General features: G+C 63.9%; 26 protein-coding genes. 9 read left to right on the top strand and 17 right to left on the bottom strand.

Annotation, left to right across the window (positions count from 1 at the left end):
• Positions 1 to 51 precede the first annotated feature (51 nt).
• Positions 52 to 570, top strand: a complete 519-nt coding sequence (locus JJE66_RS28740; RefSeq protein WP_200517815.1) for a GNAT family N-acetyltransferase — start codon at positions 52 to 54, stop codon at positions 568 to 570.
• Positions 571 to 580: 10 nt separating this feature from the next.
• Here JJE66_RS28740 and JJE66_RS28735 read toward each other — a convergent pair whose 3' ends face one another.
• The 6 genes from JJE66_RS28735 to JJE66_RS28710 all read right to left on the bottom strand — a co-directional run bounded on the left by JJE66_RS28735 (position 581) and on the right by JJE66_RS28710 (position 6,775).
• The gene (locus tag JJE66_RS28735) at positions 581 to 1,306 is read right to left on the bottom strand and encodes an energy transducer TonB (protein WP_200517814.1); all 726 of its coding nucleotides are present in this window, start codon (positions 1,304 to 1,306) and stop codon (positions 581 to 583) included.
• Positions 1,303 to 1,737: a TonB system transport protein ExbD gene (gene exbD / locus JJE66_RS28730; protein ID WP_200517813.1), complete on the bottom strand. Its 435-nt coding sequence runs from the start codon at positions 1,735 to 1,737 to the stop codon at positions 1,303 to 1,305. Before exbD ends, JJE66_RS28735 begins: the two co-directional genes overlap by 4 nt.
• 5 nt (positions 1,738 to 1,742) lie before the next feature.
• Complete coding sequence (exbB, locus tag JJE66_RS28725; protein WP_200517812.1) at positions 1,743 to 2,555, bottom strand: tonB-system energizer ExbB; 813 nt, start codon at positions 2,553 to 2,555, stop codon at positions 1,743 to 1,745.
• A 68-nt stretch (positions 2,556 to 2,623) separates the two neighbouring features.
• Positions 2,624 to 5,908, bottom strand: a complete 3,285-nt coding sequence (locus JJE66_RS28720; protein WP_200517811.1) for a TonB-dependent receptor domain-containing protein — start codon at positions 5,906 to 5,908, stop codon at positions 2,624 to 2,626.
• A 121-nt stretch (positions 5,909 to 6,029) separates the two neighbouring features.
• A complete protein-coding gene (locus JJE66_RS28715) occupies positions 6,030 to 6,401 on the bottom strand; it encodes a DUF2946 family protein (RefSeq protein ID WP_200517810.1) in 372 nt (123 codons plus the stop codon).
• A 188-nt stretch (positions 6,402 to 6,589) separates the two neighbouring features.
• Positions 6,590 to 6,775 carry a hypothetical protein gene (locus tag JJE66_RS28710; protein WP_200517809.1) on the bottom strand — a complete coding sequence of 62 codons (186 nt, stop codon included), beginning with the start codon at positions 6,773 to 6,775 and terminating at the stop codon, positions 6,590 to 6,592.
• 261 nt (positions 6,776 to 7,036) lie between these two features.
• Between JJE66_RS28710 and JJE66_RS28705 the strand changes: the two genes are divergently transcribed.
• From JJE66_RS28705 to JJE66_RS28695, 3 genes are all read left to right on the top strand, one after another.
• Positions 7,037 to 7,426 carry a hypothetical protein gene (locus JJE66_RS28705; protein ID WP_200517808.1) on the top strand — a complete coding sequence of 130 codons (390 nt, stop codon included), beginning with the start codon at positions 7,037 to 7,039 and terminating at the stop codon, positions 7,424 to 7,426.
• A 151-nt stretch (positions 7,427 to 7,577) separates the two neighbouring features.
• Complete coding sequence (locus tag JJE66_RS28700; RefSeq protein ID WP_200517807.1) at positions 7,578 to 8,216, top strand: DUF1007 family protein; 639 nt, start codon at positions 7,578 to 7,580, stop codon at positions 8,214 to 8,216.
• Entirely contained in the window at positions 8,213 to 9,340 is a 1,128-nt protein-coding gene (locus tag JJE66_RS28695) for a nickel transporter (protein WP_311979964.1), read from the top strand. Before JJE66_RS28700 ends, JJE66_RS28695 begins: the two co-directional genes overlap by 4 nt.
• A gap of 73 nt (positions 9,341 to 9,413) precedes the next feature.
• Here JJE66_RS28695 and JJE66_RS28690 read toward each other — a convergent pair whose 3' ends face one another.
• Genes JJE66_RS28690 through JJE66_RS28675 form a run of 4 tightly spaced genes read right to left on the bottom strand, consistent with a single transcriptional unit; the run spans position 9,414 to position 16,237 of the window.
• Entirely contained in the window at positions 9,414 to 11,477 is a 2,064-nt protein-coding gene (locus tag JJE66_RS28690; RefSeq protein WP_200517805.1) for a hypothetical protein, read from the bottom strand.
• Between the two features lie 7 nt (positions 11,478 to 11,484).
• The gene (locus JJE66_RS28685; RefSeq protein ID WP_200517804.1) at positions 11,485 to 14,298 is read right to left on the bottom strand and encodes a DUF4159 domain-containing protein; all 2,814 of its coding nucleotides are present in this window, start codon (positions 14,296 to 14,298) and stop codon (positions 11,485 to 11,487) included.
• Positions 14,295 to 15,239: a DUF58 domain-containing protein gene (locus JJE66_RS28680; protein WP_200517803.1), complete on the bottom strand. Its 945-nt coding sequence runs from the start codon at positions 15,237 to 15,239 to the stop codon at positions 14,295 to 14,297. Before JJE66_RS28680 ends, JJE66_RS28685 begins: the two co-directional genes overlap by 4 nt.
• A complete protein-coding gene (locus JJE66_RS28675) occupies positions 15,239 to 16,237 on the bottom strand; it encodes a MoxR family ATPase (protein WP_200517802.1) in 999 nt (332 codons plus the stop codon). The genes JJE66_RS28680 and JJE66_RS28675 overlap by 1 nt, the downstream gene beginning before the upstream one ends.
• Positions 16,238 to 16,531: 294 nt before the next feature.
• Between JJE66_RS28675 and JJE66_RS28670 the strand changes: the two genes are divergently transcribed.
• From JJE66_RS28670 to JJE66_RS28655, 4 genes are read left to right on the top strand one after another with little or no spacing between them, the layout of a single operon-like run.
• Positions 16,532 to 17,143, top strand: coding sequence for a DUF1285 domain-containing protein (locus JJE66_RS28670; protein WP_200517801.1), 612 nt, complete (start codon positions 16,532 to 16,534; stop codon positions 17,141 to 17,143).
• Positions 17,140 to 17,820 carry a CoA pyrophosphatase gene (locus JJE66_RS28665; protein WP_200517800.1) on the top strand — a complete coding sequence of 227 codons (681 nt, stop codon included), beginning with the start codon at positions 17,140 to 17,142 and terminating at the stop codon, positions 17,818 to 17,820. Before JJE66_RS28670 ends, JJE66_RS28665 begins: the two co-directional genes overlap by 4 nt.
• Positions 17,817 to 18,080, top strand: a complete 264-nt coding sequence (locus tag JJE66_RS28660) for a DUF6111 family protein (protein ID WP_200517799.1) — start codon at positions 17,817 to 17,819, stop codon at positions 18,078 to 18,080. The genes JJE66_RS28665 and JJE66_RS28660 overlap by 4 nt, the downstream gene beginning before the upstream one ends.
• A gap of 25 nt (positions 18,081 to 18,105) precedes the next feature.
• A complete protein-coding gene (locus JJE66_RS28655) occupies positions 18,106 to 19,362 on the top strand; it encodes a CCA tRNA nucleotidyltransferase (RefSeq protein ID WP_200517798.1) in 1,257 nt (418 codons plus the stop codon).
• A 46-nt stretch (positions 19,363 to 19,408) separates the two neighbouring features.
• Here the strand turns inward: JJE66_RS28655 and JJE66_RS28650 are convergent, their stop codons facing one another.
• From JJE66_RS28650 to JJE66_RS28640, 3 genes are all read right to left on the bottom strand, one after another.
• Positions 19,409 to 19,807, bottom strand: a complete 399-nt coding sequence (locus JJE66_RS28650; RefSeq protein ID WP_200517797.1) for a VOC family protein — start codon at positions 19,805 to 19,807, stop codon at positions 19,409 to 19,411.
• A 287-nt stretch (positions 19,808 to 20,094) separates the two neighbouring features.
• Complete coding sequence (locus tag JJE66_RS28645; protein ID WP_200517796.1) at positions 20,095 to 20,316, bottom strand: hypothetical protein; 222 nt, start codon at positions 20,314 to 20,316, stop codon at positions 20,095 to 20,097.
• Positions 20,317 to 20,598: 282 nt separating this feature from the next.
• On the bottom strand, positions 20,599 to 21,027 hold the full coding sequence (locus JJE66_RS28640; protein WP_200517795.1) for an SMI1/KNR4 family protein: 429 nt from the start codon (positions 21,025 to 21,027) through the stop codon (positions 20,599 to 20,601).
• A gap of 980 nt (positions 21,028 to 22,007) precedes the next feature.
• Between JJE66_RS28640 and JJE66_RS28635 the strand changes: the two genes are divergently transcribed.
• The gene (locus JJE66_RS28635) at positions 22,008 to 23,081 is read left to right on the top strand and encodes a TauD/TfdA family dioxygenase (protein WP_200517794.1); all 1,074 of its coding nucleotides are present in this window, start codon (positions 22,008 to 22,010) and stop codon (positions 23,079 to 23,081) included.
• A gap of 113 nt (positions 23,082 to 23,194) precedes the next feature.
• On the opposite strand, the gene JJE66_RS28630 is transcribed toward JJE66_RS28635, so the two are convergent.
• The 4 genes from JJE66_RS28630 to JJE66_RS38525 form a co-directional block, all read right to left on the bottom strand.
• Positions 23,195 to 23,386, bottom strand: coding sequence for a DUF2158 domain-containing protein (locus JJE66_RS28630; protein WP_200517793.1), 192 nt, complete (start codon positions 23,384 to 23,386; stop codon positions 23,195 to 23,197).
• Positions 23,387 to 23,728: 342 nt separating this feature from the next.
• Entirely contained in the window at positions 23,729 to 24,874 is a 1,146-nt protein-coding gene (locus JJE66_RS28625) for a permease (protein WP_246756686.1), read from the bottom strand.
• Positions 24,875 to 24,935: 61 nt separating this feature from the next.
• Positions 24,936 to 25,652, bottom strand: a complete 717-nt coding sequence (locus tag JJE66_RS28620; protein WP_200517791.1) for a cytochrome c family protein — start codon at positions 25,650 to 25,652, stop codon at positions 24,936 to 24,938.
• Between the two features lie 2 nt (positions 25,653 to 25,654).
• Positions 25,655 to 25,783 (bottom strand): hypothetical protein, encoded by a 129-nt coding sequence (locus JJE66_RS38525; protein WP_283818524.1) that lies wholly within the window; start codon positions 25,781 to 25,783, stop codon positions 25,655 to 25,657.
• Positions 25,784 to 25,790 lie beyond the last annotated feature (7 nt).

Genomic DNA, 25,790 nt, shown 5'->3' with positions numbered 1-25,790 from the left:
CGGGCACTGCCATGGACGTCCTGACCTCCAGATGCTAATCGCGAAACAATTATGACCGATCTCTCAGTCACCATCAGTCCCGAAGCTCCAGGCGACGCCCAGGCGATCGAGCGGCTGCACGAGCGTACCTTCGGCCCTGGCCGTTTCGTGCTCAGCGCCTATCGCATCCGCGAGCACGTCGACCATCTGCGCGACGTCTCCTTCACTGCCCGCATCGGCACATTGCTGGTGGGGTCGGTCAGGCAATTGCCGATCCTGATCGGCGAGACGCCGGCGCTGCTGCTCGGGCCGCTGACCGTCGAGCCGCCGTTCCGCAGCCGCGGCATCGGCCGGCTGCTGATGGAGCGCGCGCTGAAGGACGCGGGGGACAAGGGTCACCGCCTCGTGCTGCTGGTCGGCGACGAACCCTATTACAGCCGCGTCGGCTTCAAGCAGGTCGCCAAGGGCCGCATCACCATGCCGGGCCCGGTCGATGCCGCGCGCGTCCTGGTGTTCGAACTCGTCGACGGCGCGTTTGAGGGCGTGTCGGGCGTGGTCGCGCCTGACTGGAGCAAGGCGCGGCGCGCCTAGTCGCGCAGCGCTAGCGGGCGAAACTCACCGGCGCAAGGTAGCTGTCCCGCGCCTGCGGCTTGGCGGCCGGAAACGCCGGGAACGGGCTGGCGCGCTGGAGGAGATCGAGCGCCTCGTGGTCGAGCACCGCATTCCCGGACGTCTTTGCCACCTCGCTGTCAATGACGTCGCCGGCACGATTCAGTTCAAACCGCACCGTGACGGTGCCGGAGGCGCCGCGCGCGGCCGCGGGATAGCGCTTGAACCGTTGCAAATGACCGAACACCAGTGCGTTGTAGGCGTTGGCGCTGGCCTGACTGAATTGTCCGATGTGCTGGGTTTTCGGCGGCGCGCGGGTTTCGGGCGCCGGCGGCTCGGGCTCCGGCTTCGGCTGCTCGACCTGCTTGGGCGCTTCCTGCGGCAAGGTGACCTCGGCCTGCTGCTGCGGCGGTGGTGGCTGCTCCACCTGTTCGACGGGTTTCTCCTGCTTGGGCGGCTCTTGCGGCACCTCTTCGGCCTGCTGCATGGCCGGCCCGATCGCGATGTCCTGGTCCTGGATTTCAGGCGAGCTGGCCTCGACCGGCGCGAGCGTCACGGTGATGGCGGGGATCATATTGGGCTCGGCCGGCGGCCGGCGGGTGGACCAGAACACGACGCCGGCGATAAGCACCGCATGCGCGAACAGGACCGTCAGGCCGGCAATACTCCAGCGCGAGACGCCCCGTCCCTCGGGCAGATGCAGCGTGTGCGCGTTCATGGCTTGGTTGCCGGCGTTTCCAGTCCGACCAAAGCGAGCTTCAGATAGCCGGTGTCACGCATGATGTTCATGACCTCCATCAGCTCGCCATAGCTCAGCGTCTTGTCGGCACGGATGAAGATCGTTTCATCCCTGTGACTGTTGGTCGCCGCATCGAGCGCTCCGGGAAGCGCCAGATGATCGATGATGGTGTCACCGACTGCAACGGTCTGGTCCGGCTTGATGGTGACGAAAACCGGTTTGTCCGGCCGCGGCTGTTCCGGCGCGGTGCTGGCCGGCAAATTGACGCCGATATCGACGGTCGCAAGTGGCGCCGCCACCATGAAGATGATCAGCAGCACCAGGATGACATCGATGAAGGGCGTGACGTTGATCTCGTGCTGGATTTCGAGATCGTCGCCGCCGGAGCGTGAGCCGAGACGCATCGCCATGGCCGTCACTCCGCCGCGTGCGGCAGCGACATGGTCCGTCCGCGCTGGCCCCGGCTGATCATGAGCAGCAATTGCGCCGAGGCGTCGCCCAGCAAGACGCGATATCCCGCGATCACGCGGGCGAGGTGGTTGTAGATCACGACCGCCGGAATTGCGGCAACGAGTCCGAGCGCAGTCGCCAGCAGCGCCTCGGCGATGCCGGGCGCCACCACCGCGAGGTTGGTGGTGTGAGATTCGGAAATCCCGATAAAAGAGTTCATGATGCCCCAGACCGTGCCGAACAGCCCGACAAAGGGCGCGGTGGCGCCGATGGTGGCGAGGATGCCGACGCCCCGCGAGGTCTGCCGCGTCACCGCCGCTTCCACACGCTCGAGCCGCAACGCGACGCGCTCCTTGAAGCCATCATCGACGATGCCGCCGGACAGTTCCGCCTCGCGCGCGGTCGAGAGGATCAGCTGCGCGATGGCGTCGCGGTCGCCGTCGCATGCGTCCACCGCTTCACGCAGACTGCCGCCTTGTTCCAGCATGTCGATCCGGCGTTTCGCACGATTGCGCGCAAGGCGCAGCTCGATGCTCTTGGCGAGCCAGACCGTCCACGTCACCAGCGAAGCGAAGGCGAGCCCGATCAACACCCCTTTCACGACGATGTCGGCATTGAGGAACATTCCCCATGGCGACAGATTGTGCGGCAGCAGGGGATTTGGGGTCTGTGCCAGCGCGGGCTGCGCAAGCAGGGGAGCCGTCGCGAACAGGCTGAAGCCACCCGCGACGGATCGGGAGCAAAGGCTGCGCCCGCGTTTGTTTCCGCAATTGTTCATATCACTCTTTCTTGTCTCGATCGGCCCCCCAATCGTTCCCCCGCCCCTCTATGTTCCGCGAAAAGCTGTCAAAGTAGCCCTTCAAGGTGATAGTTCACACCCGCTTTGACTTGGTCGACCGCGGTCTCGACGCTCACGCTGTTGCCGAACGGGGTGGCGAAGCTCAAGGTTTTGCTGCCGAAGTCGAGGTGATTATACTCCAGCTTGGCCGACCAGCGAGAGCCCAGCATATATTCCACGCCGCCACCGGCGATCCAGCCAGGCCTGGTCGTGCTGACCAGGGTGGTGCCATCGAGGCCGCTGTTCACGTCCATACGGTAATCGGCATTCATCCATGCGGCGCCGCCCTTTGCATATAGCATCAGCGGTCCCATGACATAGCCGATCCGGCCACTCAAGGTGTCATACCAATTGTGATCGCTGGTCATCGACAGTGCGGACGTTCCGGCGGGATCGACGAAATTGGCTTTGCCCTGTGCCGAGGTCCATTCGAGTTCGCCCTCGATGCCGACCAGCCAGTTCGGCGCAAGCAGATGATTGTACCCGAACTGCAAACCACCCAGCGCGCCGGCGGGATTTGTCGCACCCCAGCCGATCGGCGTCAGCACATGCTCGCCCGCACTCAGTGCGCCGCCGAAATTGGCACCGACATAGGCGCCGGCCCAATGATAGGCGATCGGGGCGTGAGCCTTGGTGTAGAAGGCGCCCAGGACGCCGGTAGTCTTCTCCGGTCCGCCGATCTTTTGCGAGATGCCGAAATAGTATCCGCGGCGCGGTCCGTATTGCGGTGCAAATACGCCGATGCCGCTGCCGTTGCGAATTTGATAAATGGTGTCGGCCACGTTGACCACATCGAACCGGACCGTCACCGGCAGTCCGTTCCAGCCATTGACGAACTCGTGCGACACGCCGGTGTTGACCTGCCAGTAGGACGGCAGGTGAGCGCAGTTGGGGCAGGTCGAGCCATCTGCGGGGTCGGTCCGCAGGCCGCTGCCGTAGATGAAGCTTGCGCTCACAGTGGTGCCGTCCAACCAGCTGCTGGAGTCATACCACCGGTATGCGACCCGTCCCGAACCCGTGTAGGTCTGATCGTGGTCGGTGTGGATCCAATGGCTCTGGATGTAGACCAGGTCGTCCGGACTAAACAGCGTCTGGTTTGAGACGACCGTGTGTGCGTGCTGGATCCCCCATGCCCAGCTGGTGGCAGCAGAGAAGCCACCCCACCTGAACCCGAGTTTCAGCTCGGCGCCGTAATTTTCCGCTCTATCGTAGTTGAACGCGGTGAGCGTGTAGGCTTGGCCGAACTGCCCGTCGTCAAGCAGATCCCTGGCCTTTTTGTAGTAGATGCTGCCGCCAAGTTCCAGGCTCGGACAATTTGCTGCGACGGGCGCTTTGGTCGGCATCCCGCCCGGGCTCGTCGGACATTGCGGCAGCAGTTGCTGCGTGAAGCCGGCGTCGTACACATCGGCCCGCTCGGGTTGGATCGCGCCGATATTCTGGAGAGGCTGGCCGGCCACCTGGCCCGGCAGAACCGCCGCCTGATCGGGCGTGACGGTCGGAACGGCGGAAGTCGTGCCGTTGAAGATATCCGCTGCAGCCAGCCGGCCAAGCACCTGCGGCGGCGGCTGGAACGTGCGCATGTAACCGGCATGCAGCACGGTCGACCACCATGGCTTGTAGGTCAGACTGGCGCGCGGACTGAACTGGTTGGCATCGGTGTATTGGTAGATCTGATCGAACCGCAAGCCGTAATTGAGCGTGAGCTCCCGGGTGAGCCGCCACTCGTCCTGGGCATAGGCGCCGAGCTGCCAGCCGAACAATTTGCTCTGGTCGAGAATGTTGAACGGCGAATCGATCGCCGTCACGCCGCTCGGATCGGCCGGGTCGAGCGGCTGAACCGTGCTGACGTTCGCGATCCGGGTTTGCTCGCCGTGGGTGTAAAAGCCGGCGCGAACGGTGTGCGCCTCGTTCAGGCGGTACGAGAAATCGCCGGACACACCGTTGAGGAACGAGCTGCGGTAAACATCGGATGCGACGTTGTTGATGAAGAGATCGCCAACGGGATCCGGAACGAAGTGAAGATCGCTGTAGCGCGAATAATAAGAGAGCTGCGCATCGAAATTGCCTTCGGATTTCTGCCAGGCAATGACGTTGTAGGCGTTCTTCTCGTATTGGTTTTCATTGAGGGTCGCCGAATCAAAGGCGCTTTTGCCAAAAGCGGTATAGGTGCTGCAGGCCGGGTCGGTGCAAAAGCCGCCGGCGTTGCCGGGCTGCCCAGGATTGTTGGGGATCTGGTAACGGGTCAGGCCGAAGCCCGAAATGGTGACGACCCGCGTCATCGGATCAAGTGCCGTCGACGTATAGGCGAAGAATCGGCCCTGTTCGGAATGGTCGTGAATGGCGTTGAGGGACGGCAGCGGATTCTCGAGACCGAGGCCGTTGTTGAGGTAGCGGCCGGCGACATAATAGTCGGTGTTTCCAGCGACCCCGCCATATTCGAAGCTGGGCGTGATGGTCTGGCGGCTGCCGCCATAGATGCTGACGCTGCCGCCGGCCAGCGCGGCTCCGCTCTTGGAGGTGATGTCGAGCACGCCCGCCGTGTGCAAGCCGTATTGCGCCGGCAGCGCGCCGGTGAGCAACTGGATGTTGCTGATGAACGAGGTCTCCAGAAGCTGCGAGAATCCGGAAACGCCATCGGGCAGCAGGATTCCGTTGATCCGGTACTGAACGTTGGCGTGCTCGTTGCGGATGTGGAAGTCGCCGGCGCTCGTCGAATCCTGGTAGACGCCGGGAAATTGCAGCACGATGTCGCTGAGCTGAGCCGCGCTTCCCTGCGGGAGCGTCTCGATGTCCTTTTGGTTGAGTTCGTAGTTCGTCGTGCCGGTCTTCGGCAGGATGACGCTGTCACGCCGCTGGTCGAAATTCTGGGTCTGCTGGACGACCTGACGATTGGCTGCGGCCTCGACCTGCGCCTGCGTCGGCACAGTCGCGGGCTGACTGGTCGTGACCTGCCTCGTCACCTGCCTCGTCGGCTGCGGTGGCGTGCGCGGCCGCCGTCGCTCGACCGGCGCGGCTACGCGGGTTTCCGGCAGCACGGTTGTGCCCGGTTGGGCAGCGGGAGCCGCCTGCTGCGGCGCTTGCGCCGTGGGCTGCGTCGGGGCAGGTGTCTCCGTTGCCTGCGGCGTCGGCGAAGGTGCCGCGGTCGGCGAAGCGGTGGGCTGCGGCGTCGCGGTGCCGGGCGTTGCGTTGCTGTTCTGCGCCATCGCGCCCGCGCTCCAGAGGGTCGCAAGAGTCAGCGACGATGCCGACATCAGCAGGATGCGAAACGCACGCAACGAGGGGAGGCTGTTCATTTGAGAAGTCCTGACGAGACACTTTTCCGCAAGGCGACGGCGCGCCGGCGAAAGGAGCTTCGCTCCATGGCCCGCGGCGCGCCTGACTACGCGGCGCTAGCTGTGGATCGAAGCTTTGACGTCAGGAGATCGGAGGCGCGCGCGATTGAAAGCTGGCGCGTGGGGAACACGGTGCCGCGCGCAATCGATCGACCGGGCGATCGATCCTTGCTTCAGCCAGTTCGATCGGCAGCGCCGCCGGAGGCGTTGAGGCGAGCGCGTTGCCCATGGCGGCGACGGCCATGCAGATCGGGCAAAGATCGTCGTCGGGATGGTTCGCAGGATGGTTCTGGCTTTGGCCGGCGTCACCCGCCCCGAGAGACAGCAGCAACGGATGTCCGGACTCGCGCCCGTCCATGAGATGGACGTGACCGAAGGCGAGCGTGAAGTTGATGGCCAGCGCGAGAAGCGCGAACCACGAACCTTGCGCGATATGTTTCCGAAACCAGCGCATCCCAAACCGCTATCCTCAATCCGTAATGTTATCTGACCGGGCTCTCCGGTCAATTGGCGGTGGTCGGATCGACAACTCGAATGTTTCGCGTTGTGGCCGATTGGTGACGGAGATCTGCATTTCCGGCTCGTCGGATGAAGTCGAGGGTGGGCTTGCTGCTTCGCCATCAACGTCGCGGAGGAGCGGCTTTAGATCTCGGTGTAGTCCAGCACCGTGTGCTCCCCGGACCAGATCTTGTCCGCGTCGTAAACCCGCTCGCGGCATTTCGAACGGAAGTCGATGCCGAGAACGACGACGCCGGTGGTCATGTCGCAAAGTGCGGTTTCGCGACTGGCGGGGAGGCTGGGGTCTCTGGCGATCTGACGCCTGCTCATGGACACTCCATATGTAATGTTATAACATTACAGCTATCCTGTTGCGGGTGATGTCGTCAAGGCAGATGTGCAGCTGTGAAGGCGCGTCATCGTCCCGATAGAACGCGTGTGCGCGACTGCGCGGCAGAAGCTGCGCGCTTCGCCGGCGCGCGCTCATGGCCGCTCGTTTGCCATATTTTGCTCGTCCAAAGGGGGAATCGGCCGTCACTGCGCGATGGCGGCAGAACTACGGAAGGGACGGCTCCGTTGGCAGGGGCGAAAATGAAGCTGCTGCGGCTCTTCGCCCGGCGATGCGGCGCGTATCTCGCGTTGATGGCGCTGACGCTGCAGCTCGCGCTGTCTTTTGCGCACGTCCACGAGCATGGTCTCGTAGCTTCCGGGATCGACAGCGCCGATATCGCAAGCGTCGGGCACGACCGCTCGAAACTGCAAGCCGTCGAGAAGATCCCGTCACGGCTGGCCGATGACGAGGACCGCTGCCAAATCTGCTTCTCGAGCTTCCTGCTCTCGAACTCTTCGCTGCCGGCTGCGTCGGCACATCCGCATTCGTTGCAGTTCGCCGAGACCGATCGCGCGTTCAATCCGGTTTCCGATCAAATATTTCGACAGCGGCGTGCTGCATTCCTGTCGCGCGCGCCGCCGGCCATCTGATTATCGACGACGCTCTCCGTGCTTGCCGGGATATCCCCTGAGTAGCACGCGTGCGCATGCATGCGTCAGCTCGTGCGCTATCAAGACAAGAGGGCTTCAAGACACCGTCCCCGCTTGCGGGTGCTCAATTTCTCGATTCGGCGAACACATCATGATAAAACTGATGTCCTGCTGCTGCGCGGTCTTCCTGCTTTGGTCGCTTGTGGACCGTGCGGAGGCGCATCCTCATGTCTGGGTCACTTTCCACAGCGACGTGCTGTACGCGGCCGACGGCAAGATGACGGGCGTCCGTCATGAATGGACCTTCGACGACATGTTTTCGGCCTATGCGCTGCAGGGCATCTCCCACGCCAAGAAAGGACATTACACGCGCGAGGAACTGGCCTCGCTTGCCCAGACCAACATGAATTCCCTGAAGGAGTACGCTTATTTCACCTACGCGCGCGCCGACGGCAAGAAGCTGAAGTTCGGCGACCCCGTCGACTATTGGCTCGACTACAAGAACGCCGCGCTGACCCTGCACTTCACCTTGCCCCTGAGAGCGGCGGCCTCCGCCAACGCCATGCAGATCGAGGTCTACGACCCCAGCATCTTCGTGGATTTCGAGTTCGCCAAGGACAAGCCGGTGTCCTTGAACGGCGCGCCGCAATGCGCCGTGACCTACGATCTTCCGCATCAGCCGACGCCGGCCGAGCAGGCGCGGCTCAGCCAACTCGATGCCGTACCGCTCGATGCTTCCAGCACCTATGGCGAAATCTTCGCCAACAAGATTCAGGTGAAATGCCCGTGACCGGATCCCGCAAATTCTTCTGGACAATCTGGACCGTGATCCTCGTGACCTGCGCGACCGGTATCGCGTCGGCGTGGGCCGCACCGTTCGGCGTGCCGCATCCTGCAACAGCCATATCCTCGTCAGGCATTACGGGCTGGATCTTCGCCGAGCAGGCCACCTTCTACCGCTCGCTGTCGGGCTACATCCGGGCAAGCAGGGAGAATGGGGCCGCGATGTGGGAATTGTTCGGCATTTCCTTTGTCTACGGCATCTTCCACGCCGTTGGCCCCGGACATGGCAAGGCCGTGATCTCCTCGTATCTCGTCGCCAATGAGGAGACCTGGCGCCGCGGCGTCGTCCTGTCGTTTGCATCCGCGGGTATCCAGGCGGTCGTTGCCATCATCGTCGTGGCCATCGCAGCCGTGCTGCTGGGCGCAACTGCCAAGGCGATCGGACTGACCGTCCATCTGGTCGAGATCGTCAGTTATGGTCTCGTTATCCTGATTGGCCTGCGGCTTCTCTATGTCAAAGGCCGCGCCTTCCTGATTGCCAGCCGCGAACTGACCTGGCGTCAAGCGCCCGAGCTCGCCTTTGCCTCGGTTCCCGCGGCCAAGGCCGTCGACGCCACGACCTTTCAATTATCCACCAGGAAGCCAGGTGCGATGGCTATGCGCGCAGGGCAATGCGAGTTTGACGGATGTGTCGCTCACGGCTTCCAATGTGAAGGCGATCACGATCACCATGCTTCGGCTTGGGGCCATGCCCATGGGCCCGAGCCCGCCGCTCTCGCCGGCGCCGGCGGATGGCGACGAGGGATGGCCGCGGTGCTCGCGGTGGGACTGCGCCCCTGCTCCGGCGCCATCATCGTGCTGATCTTCGCGCTGGCGCAGGACTTGTTCTGGACCGGCGTGGGTGCAACGCTGATCATGGGATTGGGAACGGCGATCACCGTGGCCGCGATCGCTACCCTTGCGGTTGGCGCGCGGCGCGCAGCGAGCCGTATTGCCGCGTCACGCTCCGGAATGGGCATGCTCGCCATGCGAGCGATCGAAGTTAGCGCCTCGGCGCTCATCGTCGCGTTCGGCGGATTATTGCTCGTCGGCTATATGGCAAGCGAGCGGCTCTGGATGTTTACCGGATAGACTTCGCTGGCGAGCCCGCCGTGATCGCGCGGGTTTGGCTCGGCAGTATTTCGGGTCTTAACAACGAGCGCGATCAGCGCCCCTCCCGCAGCCACGTCGCGGCAAAGGCGCCGAGCAGCAGCAACAGCCCGATCAGGCCGGCGAAGATCGGCAGCACGCCGACGCCCTTGACGACGCTTGCGTCGCGCATCCGCACGCCCATCCAGCCGTCGCCTGCAAAGACGCCCGCCGAGCGGACCGGGACGATGCGCGGTAGCTCGACGCTCCCGCCATCCGCGATCCGTACGGAATTGCCGCCGGTGGCCTGCGTCAGCGGCTTCAGGGTCTCGGTGGTGGAGGTGACTTCCGAAAACTCCTTCGGATTGGTCGGGCCGACATTGATCAGCGCCTTCAGCGTGCCGTCCGTCGCCTGCCACAGGCCGAGCTCGCTGGCCGGCAGGCTGGCGCGCCACTCGCCGGGATCGCCGGGGCTGAGCGTCAGATCATGCGAGACACCGGAGGGCGAGGTCACGCTCACCGGCTGGACGCTGTCCGCCATGGTCTGGCGCACGACGACGAGATCCTTACCCTGTACCTGGAGGCGCAGCGCTTCCTCGTCGAGGTCCGGCTGCTTCATCAGCCAGTGCGACATCCGTCGCAACAGGTCGAGATGCGGACCGCCGCCTTCGTAGCCGCGCGCCCACAGCCAGATGTGGTCGGACAGCAGCAGCGCGACGCGGCCTTCGCCGAAGCGCGACAGGAACAGCAGCGGCTTGCCGTCCGCGCCTGTCATCACCGGCGGATTGACGAAGTTGCGGGTGTCGACGGCGCGGAAGAACCGGCTCCAATGCGGTGGCTCGCTCGCCGAGCCCTCCAGCCCACGCGTGACGGGGTGGCGCTTGCCGACATCGGACAGGTGCGCATAGAACGGCTTCTCGGTGACGCCGACGGGCTCGGCCGGCAGCACCGAATCCAGCGGCGTGCGCCAGATGCTGGTGTTGGAAGCATAATCAGGACCGGCCGAGACCAGCACGGCGCCGCCCGAGCGCACATAGCGCGCGATGTTGTCGAAATAGGCGATCGGCAGCACGCCCTGGCGGGCGTAGCGATCGAAGATGATCAGCTGGAATTCGTTGATCTTCTGCTGGAACAGCTCGCGGGTCGGAAACGCGATCAGCGACAATTCGTTGATCGGCGTGCCGTCCTGCTTCTCCGGCGGACGCAGAATGGTGAAGTGCACGAGATCGACGCTGGCGTCGGATTTCAGCAGGTTGCGCCAGGTGCGTTCGCCTGCATGCGGTTCGCCGGAGACGAGCAGCACGCGCAGCTTGTCGCGCACGCCGTCGATGGCGACGACCGCACGGTTGTTCACCGGCGTCAGCTCCCGCTCGAGCGGCGAGGCCTCGATCTCGACGATGTTCTGCCCGGCGTGCTTGATCTCGACGTCGACGCTCGCGGTCTGGCCGCTCGACAGCGTGCGCTCGTTGATGACCTCGCCGTCGCGGCGGACCGTGACCTTGGCGCGCTCGCCAGAGACGCCCTGGTCGTCGAGCCGGTAGGTGATGGTCTGGTTCTGCCCGACGATGCCGAAGCGCGGCGCCGCCGTGATCGCGATGCGGCGGTCGCGCTCATCTTTCTGTCCCGTGATCAGCGCCTGCACCGGCGCCTGGAAGCCGAGCGCGGCGGCATTGGCCGGGATGTCGTGAACACGGCCGTCGGTGATCAGGAACGCGCCGGCGACGCGGTCGACTGGCACATCCGACAGCGCGGAGGCCAGCGCGCCGAACAATCGCGTGCCGTCGGTCTCGCCGTCGGCCTGTCCGGCATCGACGACGCGCACCTCCAGCCCCTTGATCTTCTTCAGGCTGTCGACCAGCGCCTCCTGCGCTTTCGCTGCCTCCTGGTTGCGCTTGCCGAAATTCTGGCTCGGGCTCTTGTCGACGACGACGGCGGCGATCGAGGTGAGGGGATCGCGGTCCTCGCGCGTGAACGAGGGATTGGCGAGCGCCAGCAAAAACAGCGCAAGTGCTGCCACGCGCACAGCCGCACCGCGCGCCCGCGCAAGCAGCAGCACGGCTGCGATGACCACGATCGCAGCGAGCGCGACCCACAGGACGATCGCGGGAACCAGCGGCGTGAAGGCGATGCCGTAATTCATGTCGATCCTATTGCCCGAGCCGTTCGATCAGGGCCGGTGCGTGCACCTGGTCGGCCTTGTAGTTGCCGGTCAGCGTGTACATCACGATGTTGACGCCGGCGCGGTAGGCGAATTCGCGCTGGCGCGGCTCGCCCGGGGTCAGCGGCAGCATCGGCTGGCCGTCGGGACGGAGCGCCCAGGCGCCCGCGAGGTCGTTGGAGGTGATGATGATTGGCGAGACGCCGTCGCCGCCGCGCGCGGGCTTCTGCGCGCTCTCGTCGTCGTCCTCGCGCGGCAGCGCCTCGACCCAGGTCTGGCCCGAGTTGAAGCGGCCGGGGAAGTCGCGCAGCAGATAGAAGGTCTTGGTCAGCACGTGCTCGCGCGGCACCGGCTCGAGCTCGGGCACGTCGAGCGAGGACAGGATCTCGCGCAGGGCCTGCATGCCCGGCGTCTGCGAGGCGCCGTTCTCGCCGGGTGGCGCTTCGACGGCGTCGCGGGTGTCGAAGATGACGGTGCCGCCCTGCTTCATATAGACGTCGATCTTGTTGATGGCGTCTTGCGGCGGCTTCGGTGCGCCCGGCACGATCGGCCAGTAGATCAGCGGGAAGAAGGCGAGTTCGTCGTGCGCGAGATCGATGCCGACGGGATCGCCGGCCTCGAGCGCGGTGCGCTGCGCCAGGAACAGCGTCAGGCCGGACATACCGGCCTTGACGATGGAATCGACGTCGGCATTGCCGGTGACGACATAAGCGAGGCGGGTCTGCGACGTCGCCTTCATCGCGAATTCGTCGGCCGCGCTGTCGGCGCGCGATGGCGTCGGAGCAAGCACCGCGATGCCTGCGAGCACGAGCCCCAGCAGGATGATGGCGGGCGCGGCGCGGCGGCGCAGCAGCGCGGCGAGACCGCCGCCGAGCAACGCGACGATGACGGCGTCCACCAGGAACAGCGCGAGCGACGTCGACAGCAGCCAGCCGCGCAAATCGCGGGGCTCGGCATTGGTGTAGGTGGCGTGCCGCGCGCGCAGGCCGGTGGTGTCGAGGGCTGCGATGCGGTCGGCGGCTGCGAGCGTGTTCACGGCGAGCGGTCCTTCTGCCGGACCGTAGAAGCCGGGCGGATGGTCCGGCGTGGCGCGGTCGCGATAATCAGCCGTTAGCGGCTTGGCGCTGGCCGGCGGCGGCCCGAAGGCACCGAAGCCGTCGAGCAAGTGCAGCGGCGCCAGCGTCTCGGCGCTCGCCTCCGTGGCAACGCCGGCGCCGGGCTTCGACGTGTAGCCGGACATGTCGACGACACGCCTGAGCATTTCGACGAAGGTGCCCGACATCGGCAGATCCGACCAGCGCATGTCGGCGCTGACATGGAACAGGCTGACCAGCCCCTTGCCGCGATGCTCGCCGGTCACCAGCGGCGTGCCGTCTTCGAGCGAGGCCCAGCTCTTGGTGGCGAGCACCGCATCGGGCTCGGCCAGCACCTGCCGGCTCACGGTGACGTCCTTCGGCACCACGATTCCGGCAAAGGGACCATCGGCCGCGAAGGAGGCGAGATGCTGCGGCTTCTCCCAGGTCAGGCTGCCGCCGAGCGTGCGGCCGCCCTTGCGCAGCTTGACCGGAACGAGATCGTCTTCGGCCTGCGCGAGCCTTGGCCCTGCGAACCGCACCAGCACACCGCCTTGGTCGATCCAGGCGTTGAGGCGCTCGCGCAATTCGGGTGCGATGGTGCCGACATCGGCCAGGATGATCATCGGCAGCTTCTGGTCCAGAAATTGTGTGATGCCCTGCTGCGGCGAGCCCTTGTCGGCGAGCCGCACGTCGGCGAACGGCGCCAGCGCGCGCGTCAGGTAGAAGGTCGGCGCCAGCAGCGGCTGCGCGGTCTCGCTCGTCGAGCCCGAGACGATGCCGATGGCGCGTCGCCGCCAGCGCTTGTCGAGCAGCTGCACCGCGCCTGCCGAACGCTCGCCGGAGATCTCGAGCCTGGAGATGTCGTTGCGCAGCTCGACCGGCAGATCGAACGCTGCCTCGGTCTCCTTGTCCTGCGGTCCGAACGTGTAACGCGCCTCGCCGATCGGCGAGCCCTTCTGGTCCAGCGCGCGCACGGTGCCGGTGGCGATGCCGCTGTCGGCACGCAGCACCTTCACCGTCATCTTCGCCGCCGCGTTTTCCGCCGCCGCCAGCGCCATCGGGGAGGAGGTGCCGCCTTCGAACACCGTCAAGCTGCGATCCCCTAAGGTCTTGCCGAGCCCTTGCACGAACTCTTCGCCGCGGCCGGTATCGACGCCGTCCGATAGCCACGCGATCTCGCAATCGCCGGTCGCCTTCAGGAAACGATCGATCGCGGCAAGGGTTTCAACGCGATCGATCGAATAGGGCTTTGGCGTGAGCTGCCGCAGCGCGACGCGTGCGGCGCCCGCCGGCATCAGCGTGATGTCGCGGTTCGGCTCGGACAGCGGCACCAGCGCGATGGCGCGGCGGTCGTTCTCGGCGTTGGCGATCAGCTCGTCGGCGGCCCTGATCCGCGTGTCCCAGTTCGATGCGGCGCTCCAGCCGTCATCGAACATGATCATCAGCGGCGCCTTGCTGGCGGCAAGGCCGGTCTGCGGATTCCAGATCGGGCCGGCGGCGGCGAAAATGACGAGCGCCGCAGCCAGGAGGCGCAGCGCGGTCAGCCACCACGGCGTCCGCGACGGCGTCTCTTCCCTGGGCGCGATGTCGAACAACAGGCGCGTCGGCGGAAACTCGATGCGGCGCGGTCGCGGCGGCATCACGCGCAAGAGCCACCACAGCACCGGCAGACTGACGAGGCCGATCAGGAGCAGCGGTTCGGTGAAGGCGAGCGGCAATCCCATCATGCGGCCGGCCCCGCCTTGATCGTGGTGGTGCGGGCGCCCGACTTGCTCACCTGCATGCCGGCATGCAGGAACAGCAGCATCTCGGCTGCCGAGCGGTCGGTCGCATGCGTCGTGAACAGCCAGTCGAGCTTGCTGGTCTCGGCGCGGATCTGATCGCGGTGCAGCGCGAGCCGCGCGGTGTAGTCCTGCGCCCAGCTCTCGGCACGGCCGGCGGTGATCACGCCGAAGCCTTCCGGCTCGACGAACTCGACGCGGCCGGAATAGGGGAACGATTCCTCGGCGGGATCGACGACCTGCACCAGCGTGCCATGCGCGCCGGAGCCGGAGAGCCCTGCGAGCGTGGCCTTGATCTCCGCGATCGGCGACCAGAAATCCGACAGCACGATGATCTCGGCCAGCGCCGCAGGCACGAAGGACGGCGGCAGGCTCAGCCGGTCGGCATCGTCATGCAGCATCGCCTGCGCCATCTTGTCGATGACGCTGCGGCTCGCGGTCGGCGCCATCAGCCCGGGAATGCCGACGCGCTCACCGCCCGCGACCAGCAGCTCGGCCAGCGCGAACGCAACTATCAGCGTGCGCTCGAGCTTGGATTCACGCGCGGTCTTCGAGGCGAAGGCCATCGACGGCGATCGGTCGGGCCAGATCCAGACCGTGTGCGAGGCTTCCCATTCGAGCTCGCGGACATAGAGATGGTCGTCACGGGCCGAGCGGCGCCAGTCGACGTTCTGCGAGGGTTCACCGGAGACGAAGCGGCGGTACTGCCAGAAATTTTCGCCGGAGCCGGCGCGGCGCCGGCCGTGCAGGCCGTGGATGACGTTGGCGGCGATACGGCGGGCCTCGAGCACCAGGCGCGGCAGCGACGCGGCGAGCGTACGGCTTTCGCCATCGGCACGTCGGATCGCAATAATCTCCTTCGCTGTGTGCCCGGTGTCTGCGGCCATCAACCGATCCGTGTCTTCAATTGTTTGATCACGTCCGGAATCGTGCGGCCTTCGGCACGTGCCTGGAACGTCAAGGCCATGCGGTGCTTCAAGATCGGCTCGGCGAGGTCGAGCACGTCGTCGATCGAGGGTGCGAGACGTCCGTCGATCAGCGCGCGTGCACGCACCGCAAGCATCAGCGATTGGCTGGCGCGCGGGCCCGGACCCCAGGCGATGAACTTGCCGGTCTCGCCGCTCCCTTCGCCCGGACGGGCCGAACGCACCAGCGACAGGATGGCTTCGACCACGGAATCGCCGACCGGCAGGCGGCGCACCAGCCGCTGCGCGGTGATGAGCGCGTCCGCAGTCATCGATCCCTTGGCCAGCGTCTCGTCGGCGCCGGTGGTTTCGAACAGGATGCGCCGTTCGGCGTCGCGATCGGGATAGTCGACGTCGATCTCCATCAGGAAACGGTCGAGCTGCGCTTCGGGCAGCGGATAGGTGCCTTCCTGCTCCAGCGGGTTCTGGGTCGCGAGCACATGAAACGGCTTCGGCAGATCGTGGCGCGCGCCGGCGACGGTAATGTGCTGCTCCTGCATCGCCTGCAGCAGCGCCGATTGCGTGCGCGGGCTGGCGCGGTTGATTTCGTCGGCCATCAGCAATTGCGCGAACACGGGGCCGGAGATGAAGCGGAAGGAGCGCTTGCCACCCGCGCTCTCGTCGAGCACTTCGGCGCCGAGAATGTCCGACGGCATCAAATCAGGCGTGAACTGGATGCGCTTGGCATCAAGACCGAGCGTGACGCCGAGCGTCTCAACCAGCTTGGTCTTGGCGAGGCCGGGCACACCGATCAGCAGCGCATGGCCGCCGGCGAGGATGGTGACCAGCGTGTTCTCGATCACGCGATCCTGCCCGAAGATCACCGACGCAATCGCATCCTTCGCTGCGCGAATCTGGCTCGACACCTGCTCGGCCGATCGGACGATGCCGTCTTCGAGCTTCTCGACACTTTCCGCCATCCGTTAGCTCCTTAAGCCTGCCACGCGGCTATTTTGCGTCGTCAAATTGTCTCGTCACCCGAGATCATGGGCCCTATGCTAGACTTGCAGGAAGGCCATGTATTCGTTGAATTAACCTATCCCCACCTTATCGGCTTAGGCATATGTAGGGCATCACGAAGTGGCGACCTCCACACCGGATTAATCCGGGGTGGAACCGTACACTCACGTACAACGTCAACGTACAAATCAGACTTGCACCAATTGTGCCAAATCTTGCACCAATCGTGCCAAATGACAGAGTCAGGGCAAACCATGGCGAACCAAGGGCAGAGCGCCGATCACGGTCTTGAGGGGCTGACTGCCGCCGCCAAAAGTGCTGCCAATGCCGAAGGCGCCAAAAAGGGTCTGCCTCCGGTGCATCTGTGGAATCCGCCGTTTTGCGGCGATCTCGACATTCGAATCGCCTCCGATGGTACATGGTTCTACATGGGCACGCCAATCGGCCGGCCCGCTCTGGTCCGCTTGTTCTCGACGGTGCTGAAGCGCGAAGGCGACAAGCATTTTCTCGTGACGCCCGTGGAGAAAGTCGGCATCCGCGTCGACGATGCGCCGTTCATGGCGGTCGAGATGCGCGAGGACGGCGAGGACAACCATCGCGTGCTGCATTTCCGCACCAATGTCGACGACTGGGTCATTTGCGACGCCGCGCACCGGCTGCGCTTCGCGCAGTCGGCAGACGGCGGGCTGACACCCTATCTGCATGTGCGTGCCGATCTCTGGGCCAAGGTCACCCGCGCGCTCTATTACGATCTGGTTGACATGGGCGAGGAGCGGATGGTCGATGGCCAGCCGATGTTCGGCGTCGAATCGGCCGGCGAGTTCTTCGCCATGGCCGATGCGGAGCAGGTGAGGGCCGCGCTTTGAACAAGCCTATCCCCAAGAGCGAGAAGAGCGAGCCCGTCGTGATCGGCGCGGTGGATTTCTTCGCCCGCTCCAGAGCGAAGCTCGACTTCGACGTTCCGCCCGGCCTGTTCGATCCGAACATCGTTCCCGCGTCGGGCGATCCAGGCACCGACAAGATGCTCGAGATCGTCGCGCGCGAGCAGCCGGTGCGGCCGGCGGCGGTCCTGATCGCGGTGGTCGACCATCCCGAGCCGACCATCCTGCTGACGCAGCGCTCGGCCCATCTCAACGACCACGCCGGCCAGATCGCCTTTCCCGGCGGCAAGATCGACGCGACCGATTCCTCTCCGCTCGATGCGGCGCTGCGCGAGGCCGAGGAGGAGGTCGGGTTGTCCAGAGATTTCGTCGAGCCGATCGGCTATCTCGATCTCTACGGCACGGCGTTCGGCTTCCGCATCCTGCCCACGGTGGCCAGGGTGCGGCCGGGGTTTCAGCTCACGATCAACCATTCCGAGGTTGATGACGCATTCGAAGTGCCGCTATCCTTCCTGATGGATCCGGTGAATCACCAGGTGCACAGCAAGGAATTCCGCGGCATGGAGCGGTTTTACTATGCGATGCCGTTTGCAGAACGCTACATCTGGGGTGCGACGGCCGGAATGCTGCGTGTGCTGTATGAGCGGATCTACTCGTCATGATCCGGCCGGTACTGACCGAGATCGGAATTTTCCTCATCCCCTTTGCCGTCTATGCGCTGTTCCTGGCCGCCACAAGGTCCGGCCTGTTCGTGCAATCGTCATGGCCGACCACCATCGTCGCGCGCCTGATGCTGGCGGCGCTGGTGCTCGTCATCGCGGCGCTGATTGGATTTGCGCATTTCTCCGGCGCCGCGCCGAACTCGACCTACATCCCCGCCCATGTCGTCAACGGCAAGCTGGTGCCAGGCAAAGAAAAATAGGGCATGGAAAAATAAGGGCTGGATGATGAGCGCAGAGCCCATACTCGCTGGTGCGCCCTGGCTGACCGCAGGCGGGACGGCGCGCGTCCTGCAACTGCTCAACGCCAATGGCGAGGAAGCGCGCGTGGTCGGCGGCACCGTCCGGAACGCGCTGCTCGGCCTGCCGCCGGGCGATATGGATATCGCGACTACGGCGCTGCCGGACGAGGTGGTGCGTCGTGCCAAAGCCGCGCACATCAAGAGCGTGCCGACCGGCATCGACCACGGCACCGTCACGCTGGTCATCGACAGCCAGCCTTACGAGGTGACGACGCTGCGCGAGGACACCGAGACCTTCGGCCGCAAGGCCAAGGTCGCGTTCGGCCGCGACTGGGTGAAAGATGCCGAACGGCGCGACTTCACCATGAACGGCTTGTCGGTCGACGCGAACGGCATCGTCTACGATTATGTCGGCGGCATCGCGGATGCCAGGGCGCGGCGCGTGCGCTTCATCGGCAATCCCGACCAGCGCATCGCCGAGGATTTTCTGCGCATCCTGCGCTTCTTCCGCATCCATGCCGCCTTTGGCGCCGGCGATCCCGACCGCGACGGCTATCTCGCCTGCATCCGCGGACGGGCGGGCCTTGCGACCCTCTCGGCCGAACGCGTGCGCATGGAGATGCTGAAATTGCTGGTGGCCGGCGGCGCGTCCGGCGCTGCGCTGGCGATGGCCGAGAGCGGATTGCTGCAAACGCTGACCGGCGGCGTCGTCTATACGGGGCCGATGTCGGCGATGATTGCAATCGAGGGCGAATTGGGCTTGCCGGCAAGCGCGACGCGCCGTCTCGCCGCGCTGACCGTGGCCGTGACCGAAGACGCCAAGCGCGTGGCCGCGCGCTTGCGGCTCTCCAATGCCGAGGCCAAGGCGCTGGATTCGATGGGCCATCGCTGGTGGCGCTTTGCCGCCAAGGACGAGGCCAATGCGCGGCGGCTGCTCTACCGTCTCGGTGCCGAGCGGTATCACGATCGTGTGTTGCTGGGCTGGGCGCGGGCCGGCGGCGAGGTGACCTCGTCGCGCTGGCGCGAGCTCGCCGAGCTGCCGCAGCGCTGGACCGCGCCGAAATTCCCGCTTCGCGCCGCCGATTTCATCGCGCGCGGAATGGCCGAGGGGCCGGCGCTCGGGCACGTGTTGACGCTCGCCGAGGACGCCTGGCTCGCGGCGGATTTTCCGCTCGAGGAGGCGGCGCTCGCGGCAATTGCCGATCAGGCCGCGGCGCGCGTCAACCGCGACCAGAAGACGTGATCCTCATCTCGGGCCATCCCGCCGATCGATACGCAGCACTTGTCGCTCATCGAGATCCAAACCGCTGCTTGGCGGCGTCGGTAGCGGGAGTATACAAGCTAACCAGCGTGCCCTCGGGGTCACGGAATTGAGCTGCGCGATTGCCCCACGGCATATTTTTCGGTTCGTGAACGACTTCGACCTGGTCCTTCAATCGCGCAAACTCGGCATCGACGTCCGTCACTTGAAATTCGATGATTGCCGTGCGGTTGGCGGCGGGTTCGGCGCTTCCTTCCTTGAAGAGAGCTACAGTCTCCGCGCTTCCGACAGCGATTGTGGCTGTCGGGACCACGATCTCGGCGAAGACCGGTGCGAGCCAATCGGCCCTCTTGCCTGTTACCTCTTCGTAGAAGCCGACCACGGCTTTGATGTCGCGGGCGATCAGACGTATCGAGGCGAATTTCACGAACACAGCTCCTTCTGAATGTCTCAGCTCTTCCGGGGAGCAGTATCGCGCCACTGCTGACAACGTCCTGTCAGCAGCTCGCAGGATGGGTTGAGCTCTTGCGGCTTCGTCAACGCCTGGCGGATACCCGCCGATGAGTGCAGTCCAGCACTGTCCCCGTAATTTCGACATGCCGCCTCTGACAGGCACAGCAACGGCGAACAACTCCAGATCGATGCGACGTTCGCGGCTAAGCGCCGCTCTGTGAAGATGCACGAGTCCAGAATGTTGCTTCGGCTGATCGGCTGTCAGAATTGATTATATTCCGCGATGAGTGCGCCGATCTCTGGATGCGTGGTCATCAGGCTCGAGACGACCAGCAATATGGTCAGCGTGACCGCTACGACGGCCAGAACCAGAAATTCCGTCTCCGCTGATATCGCCGAACGTTGCATATGTGATGGAATCGTTGCCAGATCACAGGTGGCGGCAAGGGCGAAGGGGATAAGAAAGTAGAAGGAACTATGCATTGGGTTCTCCGCAACGCTTCAGAACCAACTTGTTGCTCCGGGAAGATATCGCCGTTTGCGGACCGGCGACGTGAGGTAGTTCACATTCATTGCCCGCCGCGCTTCCAAGGCAGCAGTCGAGCATGGTCCGCAAACATCATCGGGATTACGGTGACAGTGCTGGACTGCACTGGACTGCACCCCGTAAGTGAGACACGCTAACTGGAGTGACAGGGCCGGGCTGCATTTTGGCCCACTGAGTTGGTTGCCAGGATCGCTGCCCAACGCATCAGGACAGTAGTTTCATGCCGCAATCTCGGAGAGCTTCTTCAAGAAGCCCTCAAACGTATCAGCTACTGGACGAATCTCATTAAGGTCCATTCCGACAAACGGAACAGATACGACAGGCTTAGCCGCAACTCGCATATCGAAAGCATACGCTTCGTCACCGCCATCCGAACCGAATAGCAGTAATCCTGGCGCAAGGTTGGCGGTCTCGTAAGCGCGGTTCATTTCGTCTAAATGCTCTACGGGCCATAAACTCGCGTAGGAATGGGTGCCAATGGTGCCTTGGCCGCCATTGGCCGTGCCAAGGAACTGCTTGTAATCGTCCGGTAACAGCCAGCCGGAACCACTCTCGTAATTTGCAATCGAGGCAGATGACGTTGGAGGTCGGCAATCAAACTTTGCCAGCACTTTTGACGCTTCTTCCTCGGGCGAACCGGTATCCACTTCGCTCGAAAACGCTTTAGCGTGGATGTCTTGCCCGCTTGAGATCGGCGACCTTAAACTGGTTGCCGGCGGACAGGCTGCTGCAAAACCAGTGGGCTCTGTTTCGAAACTCGCCCAGGAACACCTTGGTCTCGACGCATTCCTCGTAGTTCTTGTGGGTGATGGTATCTCGGCACGTTGGCGCGAGAGGTCCATAGTTCAGACCGCCGCCGGACTCGCTACATCCAATCCAGGGATCCTTGCCGCTGCGGAAGCTTGTTGCACAGCCACCGTTGCAACTGCTGGCGACTTTCTCCAGCCTGGCAATCCGCCCCAGGGGCGAATTTGGCGCTGGCGACGGCGTTCGCGTGGTTGCCCGTTGCGCGGACGCCGATCGGGTGCGACCGGTTGACGATGTCCGGTGAGACGTCTCCGTGCTGACCACCGGCTTCGGCCTCGCCGCCGGCTTCGGCGCTTCGACCGTGATAGAGGGAAGCGGGGCGGGGGAGTTTGGTGTGGTCTGCGACGCGGCCGGGCCGCACAGCAGGACAGCTGATAAAAAAGCGAAGGCTGAAGGCGCGACAAACTTTGACGACAGTCTCATGACATGTCCTTTCAAGGACGGACATTCCGTCCCAATGCTCACACGCCACCAAATGCTAGCCGAAGTTTCCGCGCCTGACTACCGAGGGTTGAAAGGATACCTGCCGATGACGCCGTGGGCATGGCTGCCACACGGCGCAAGCAACGCTGGCCGATGCTGCCTTTTGCTCCAAGCGAGAGGCCGTGCAACGCCTCTCGCCGATGAACCATTCGAACTGCGACCCTGACCAAGAGGACGCCTGCGGCTGCTGCTGCAGACGACGCGGACACCTGACGGGGCGCCGCTGACGGCTCGATGTCTGGAAGTGGCCTTGCCAAGTTGCAAGCAAGCGGTCGGCACAATATCGTCGATGGTCCAATGCTCTCTCTGATGACCCATCTTCTCAGGAGCCAACCATATGAACGTGGTCTCAGTGCCCAGCGGGATCAATCGCCCTCCCGGGAAGATCGACATCCCATCTGCCTGGCAAGGCGCCGAGATGAAGGTCAATCCGGATCGATGGTTGGTATCGCTCGCTGCCAGCGAGATCACCGAGCTCGAGACCGCGGCTGAATCCTATCTTGGTCGGACCAAGAAAATCGCCGACATCACCAAGGACAGCTTTCCGCTTCCCCATTTCGGCGCGCATCTGCAAGAGCTCAAAAGAACGCTTCTGGTTGGCCTGGGCTTCGAAGTCATCCGCGGCCTCCCGGTGGCAAATTACAGCCAGGAGTTTGCCGCAACGATATTTTGCGGGGTGGGCGCGCATCTCGGATCGGCGCGGTCCCAAAATGCCGCGGGTCACATTCTCGGTCACGTCCGTGACGTCGGCGCCGATGCGAAGGATCCGAACACGCGAATTTATCAAACGTCGGAACGGCAGACATTCCACACGGATTCGTCCGACGTGGTCGGACTGTTATGCATTCGCGAGGCGATGGAGGGAGGGGATTCTCTGCTGGTCAGCACGACGACGATCTACAGCGAGATGTTTGACAGACGTCCCGACCTTGCCGCTCTCTTGTTTGATCCCATCGCGACCGACCGGCGAGGCGAGGTGCCGGAGAACGAAAAGCCATATCTCGAAATCCCGGTGCTGAATTGGCATGCGGGATTCCTGACCGGGTTCTATCAGCGCCAGTATATCGATAGCGCGCAGCGCTTTCCCGATGCGCCAAGGCTGACGCCGGCTCACGTCGAGGCGCTCGATCTGTTTGACGCGCTCGCAAATGACCCCACTCTGCATTTTGGCATGCGGCTTCAACCGGGTGACATGCAGTTCGTTTACAATCATGCCTTGTTGCACGATCGGACCGGATTCCGCGATTGGCCCATTGCAGGCCAAAAGCGTCATCTGTTGCGCCTTTGGCTCAGCATGGAAGGTGACCGGCCGCTGCCCGATTGTTTCAGGCAGCGCTATGGCTCGATTGAGATTGGCAACCGTGGCGGCATCATCACCAAAGGGAGCAGTCTGAACGTTCCGCTGGATTGATGGTCGAAGCATCCGGTGATGTCCGCTAGTGCGCTGTTGTTGGCCGTGAGCGGACATCAGACGTGCCGGAGCCGAGCGCTCCGATCTAAACCAGGATGCGCTCCTAGGCGTGCCTATTCGTCGTCCTCGTCGTCTTCTTCCTCGTCTTCGTCGTCTTCATCGAGCTCTTCGATTTCCAGGCCTTCGAGCGTGGCCAGCGGCAGGGTCTCGCGGAACAGATCGCCTTCCGAGCCCATCCAGAGGCAGAGGATGTCGTCGCCTTTGACCTCCGCGACGGTCAGCGGCTGGCCGCCGGATTTCAGCATCACGACGTCGCCGCGATTACGACGACAGTGCACTTCATTTGTGAAACCGCCCTGTAACGCGGCAATTGAGTCACGTCACCGCAATTACCGGCTTGAGATGAACTTTGAATCAGCTTGCTGCCTCTGAAGAGCGTGTGGCCACGAATCGCAGCATCATCGAGAGATAGAGAAGGATGGAGCGGGTCTGCGCTACCTAAACGTTGTCACAGACGTTGTAGCGGTTGGAAAGCTAAAACAAGTTCAACGCGATCGCACAGTGTCTTACAGGTATGATACCGGTAGGATACAGCAGCGATCGCTGCGACCGCGGTACGCGCGACCTTCCTACGTGGTCGCCAAAGTTCATGACGCGTGTTGCGGCCGGTTCATCATGCGCAACATCGCTGGACCGCCGGTCCTCAGGAAGCGCCAAACCAAAAGGGCGCCTAAGCCGAGGAATGCGATGTTGAGCCAAGTCGTGTAATTCCAGCTGATCGACGCCTCGACCACTCGCGCGTTGCGCTGCGCCGGCACCAGAGCGAGTGCGCCGAAGATCGCTTCCACCATGAGCGCTGCCCCCGCCATTGCCGCGTAAAAGGTGGCGAAAAGGAAGCCCGCCATCTTTAGCCCGTAATACTTGCGGTAAATGTTCAGGACCGGGATCACGATCAGATCGGCCAGGATGAACGCGATGACCCCGCCGAAGCTGATGCCTCCGTTCCAAAGAACGGCAGCCAGTGGGATGTTGCCGACCGAGCAGACGAAGGAGAGCACGGCGACCAGCGGACCGATGATCGGGCCCCACGCTTTCGCGAGCGTCGGATGATCGACAAGGAAGAACGACTGCCAGAACGCTTGGGGCACCCACGCGGCAAGTGCGCCGGCGATGAGAAGGCCGCCGACGATGTCCAGCCAGACCGAGCCCCAGTCCATGACGAAGTAGTGGCTGACCGCGGTCAGGCCCTTGTCGGACGTGAGCCTTTGCCAGAGCGAGCCGCCTTCGGTAACCGACATGTCCATTTCGGCGTGGCCCTCCATTCGGCCGGCGACCCCCCGGTCCGCCTGCCGCCTGGCGCTCTCCAGCAGGCTCGGAGAAAGGAACGCCCGGAACTGCAGCACGAGCAGCAGCACCATGATCGGAGCGCCGATGAATTCGGCCAACATGAATTGCCAGCCGAGAAACACCAGCATGATGATGCTCAGTTCAAGCACCAAGTTGGTAGAAGCCATCTCGAAAGCCATGGCCGCGGTGAAATTCGCGCCCTTGCGGAAGAGCGAGCGAGCCAGGGCCACGGCCGCATATGAGCAGGAGGATGAGGCTGCCCCGAGACCGAGAGCGGTTGCGATCGAACGCGGCCGATCGTCCGGCAAAAGACGGCTCATTTCGCGATGAGATACCGCGGCCTGCACCGCCGCGGACAGCGCGAAGCCGAGTATCAGCGGCCAGAGGATGTCCCATCCCATGGCTAGTGACATCGACAGCGCTCGAAGGAACGAGTCGGCTGTCATCTCGAACAAGTCCTTTCCGGCATCTGGCAACAACGTCGGACCCCTCCTATGGTTCGAACGATCAGCAGCGTGCCTCGATCGCCTTGCTGATCTCCTCGGGCGCGGCGAAAATCACGTCCGCACGATCTCCCAGCATTCCAGCGGGCACGACCGCGGGCGCACCGCGCTGCGGTCCGCGTTCGCTGGAATCCGTCATCAGGCGCAGGTTGCGGTCCCAGAAGTGACGGATTTTGCCGTCGGCCGTGGTGACGCGATAGGTCTCCCGGCAGTGGGTGATGCCGGTCACGTGCCGCGCGGGATCGAGGTTCTTCAGATCGGGGTCGGCGCCCCCGCCAATCATTCCCCCCATCATGCCGCCCATCCCGTTCATGCGATTTTCGGCGGTTCGCTCCGGCGTGGCCCCAGGTTTCGTGGCCTCCTTGAGGAAAGCCAACAGATCCGCGCGGACACGTGAATCCTGGATGCCTTTGAAGGGCATCTCGTTGTCCGGTACCATGCGCTCCGGATCGGTCAACCAGGCGTCGAGCGCGCCATCGTCCCAGATGATCCCGGACGATTTGAGCGCGTCGGAGTAGCGATCGAAGCTCGGCAGACTTCCTGCTTTCCGTCCCCAGAGATTCGCCAAGCTCGGCCCAGTCATATTGCGATCGGGCTTGAGCGAGTGACAGGGCGCGCAGGCCCGAAAATCCCGTTCCCCGCGGGCTGCGCTGTCCTGCTGCGCGAAAGCCTGCGCGGAGACAATGGCAACAGCGAGTGCGACAAAGAGAAGGCGACCCATGTTCAATCTCCTCTGTTCGAAAAGAACAGGTACTTGATCAGCGCGGCCGCCCCCAGCGCGACCACGATGACCACCAGGACCGCGATCAGTCCCATGCCGCCCATCATTCCTGGCATCATGTCGTGCATCATGGTTCAC

The sequence above is a fragment of the Bradyrhizobium diazoefficiens genome (genome assembly GCF_016612535.1).
Taxonomy (GTDB): Bacteria; Pseudomonadota; Alphaproteobacteria; order Rhizobiales; family Xanthobacteraceae; genus Bradyrhizobium; species Bradyrhizobium diazoefficiens_C.
Note: the sequence above shows the minus strand (reverse complement) of the source record. Positions and strands in the feature narration are given on the sequence as shown.

What these genes read in the sequence shown, in the direction of transcription:
- JJE66_RS28715 (WP_200517810.1), bottom strand. Translation starts at nt 6,401, where the DNA reads ATGCGCTGGTTTCGGAAACATATCGCGCAAGGTTCGTGGTTCGCGCTT.
- JJE66_RS28635 (WP_200517794.1), top strand. Translation starts at nt 22,008, where the DNA reads ATGAACGTGGTCTCAGTGCCCAGCGGGATCAATCGCCCTCCCGGGAAG.
- JJE66_RS28740 (WP_200517815.1), top strand. Translation starts at nt 52, where the DNA reads ATGACCGATCTCTCAGTCACCATCAGTCCCGAAGCTCCAGGCGACGCC.
- JJE66_RS28680 (WP_200517803.1), bottom strand. Translation starts at nt 15,239, where the DNA reads ATGGCCGCAGACACCGGGCACACAGCGAAGGAGATTATTGCGATCCGA.
- JJE66_RS28625 (WP_246756686.1), bottom strand. Translation starts at nt 24,874, where the DNA reads ATGACAGCCGACTCGTTCCTTCGAGCGCTGTCGATGTCACTAGCCATG.
- JJE66_RS28630 (WP_200517793.1), bottom strand. Translation starts at nt 23,386, where the DNA reads ATGCTGAAATCCGGCGGCCAGCCGCTGACCGTCGCGGAGGTCAAAGGC.
- JJE66_RS28645 (WP_200517796.1), bottom strand. Translation starts at nt 20,316, where the DNA reads ATGCATAGTTCCTTCTACTTTCTTATCCCCTTCGCCCTTGCCGCCACC.
- JJE66_RS28720 (WP_200517811.1), bottom strand. Translation starts at nt 5,908, where the DNA reads ATGAACAGCCTCCCCTCGTTGCGTGCGTTTCGCATCCTGCTGATGTCG.
- JJE66_RS28670 (WP_200517801.1), top strand. Translation starts at nt 16,532, where the DNA reads ATGGCGAACCAAGGGCAGAGCGCCGATCACGGTCTTGAGGGGCTGACT.
- JJE66_RS28705 (WP_200517808.1), top strand. Translation starts at nt 7,037, where the DNA reads ATGAAGCTGCTGCGGCTCTTCGCCCGGCGATGCGGCGCGTATCTCGCG.
- exbD (WP_200517813.1), bottom strand. Translation starts at nt 1,737, where the DNA reads ATGGCGATGCGTCTCGGCTCACGCTCCGGCGGCGACGATCTCGAAATC.
- JJE66_RS28675 (WP_200517802.1), bottom strand. Translation starts at nt 16,237, where the DNA reads ATGGCGGAAAGTGTCGAGAAGCTCGAAGACGGCATCGTCCGATCGGCC.
- JJE66_RS28710 (WP_200517809.1), bottom strand. Translation starts at nt 6,775, where the DNA reads ATGAGCAGGCGTCAGATCGCCAGAGACCCCAGCCTCCCCGCCAGTCGC.
- JJE66_RS28690 (WP_200517805.1), bottom strand. Translation starts at nt 11,477, where the DNA reads ATGAATTACGGCATCGCCTTCACGCCGCTGGTTCCCGCGATCGTCCTG.
- JJE66_RS38525 (WP_283818524.1), bottom strand. Translation starts at nt 25,783, where the DNA reads ATGATGCACGACATGATGCCAGGAATGATGGGCGGCATGGGACTGATC.
- JJE66_RS28655 (WP_200517798.1), top strand. Translation starts at nt 18,106, where the DNA reads ATGAGCGCAGAGCCCATACTCGCTGGTGCGCCCTGGCTGACCGCAGGC.
- JJE66_RS28685 (WP_200517804.1), bottom strand. Translation starts at nt 14,298, where the DNA reads ATGATGGGATTGCCGCTCGCCTTCACCGAACCGCTGCTCCTGATCGGC.
- JJE66_RS28700 (WP_200517807.1), top strand. Translation starts at nt 7,578, where the DNA reads ATGATAAAACTGATGTCCTGCTGCTGCGCGGTCTTCCTGCTTTGGTCG.
- JJE66_RS28735 (WP_200517814.1), bottom strand. Translation starts at nt 1,306, where the DNA reads ATGAACGCGCACACGCTGCATCTGCCCGAGGGACGGGGCGTCTCGCGC.
- exbB (WP_200517812.1), bottom strand. Translation starts at nt 2,555, where the DNA reads ATGAACAATTGCGGAAACAAACGCGGGCGCAGCCTTTGCTCCCGATCC.
- JJE66_RS28620 (WP_200517791.1), bottom strand. Translation starts at nt 25,652, where the DNA reads ATGGGTCGCCTTCTCTTTGTCGCACTCGCTGTTGCCATTGTCTCCGCG.
- JJE66_RS28660 (WP_200517799.1), top strand. Translation starts at nt 17,817, where the DNA reads ATGATCCGGCCGGTACTGACCGAGATCGGAATTTTCCTCATCCCCTTT.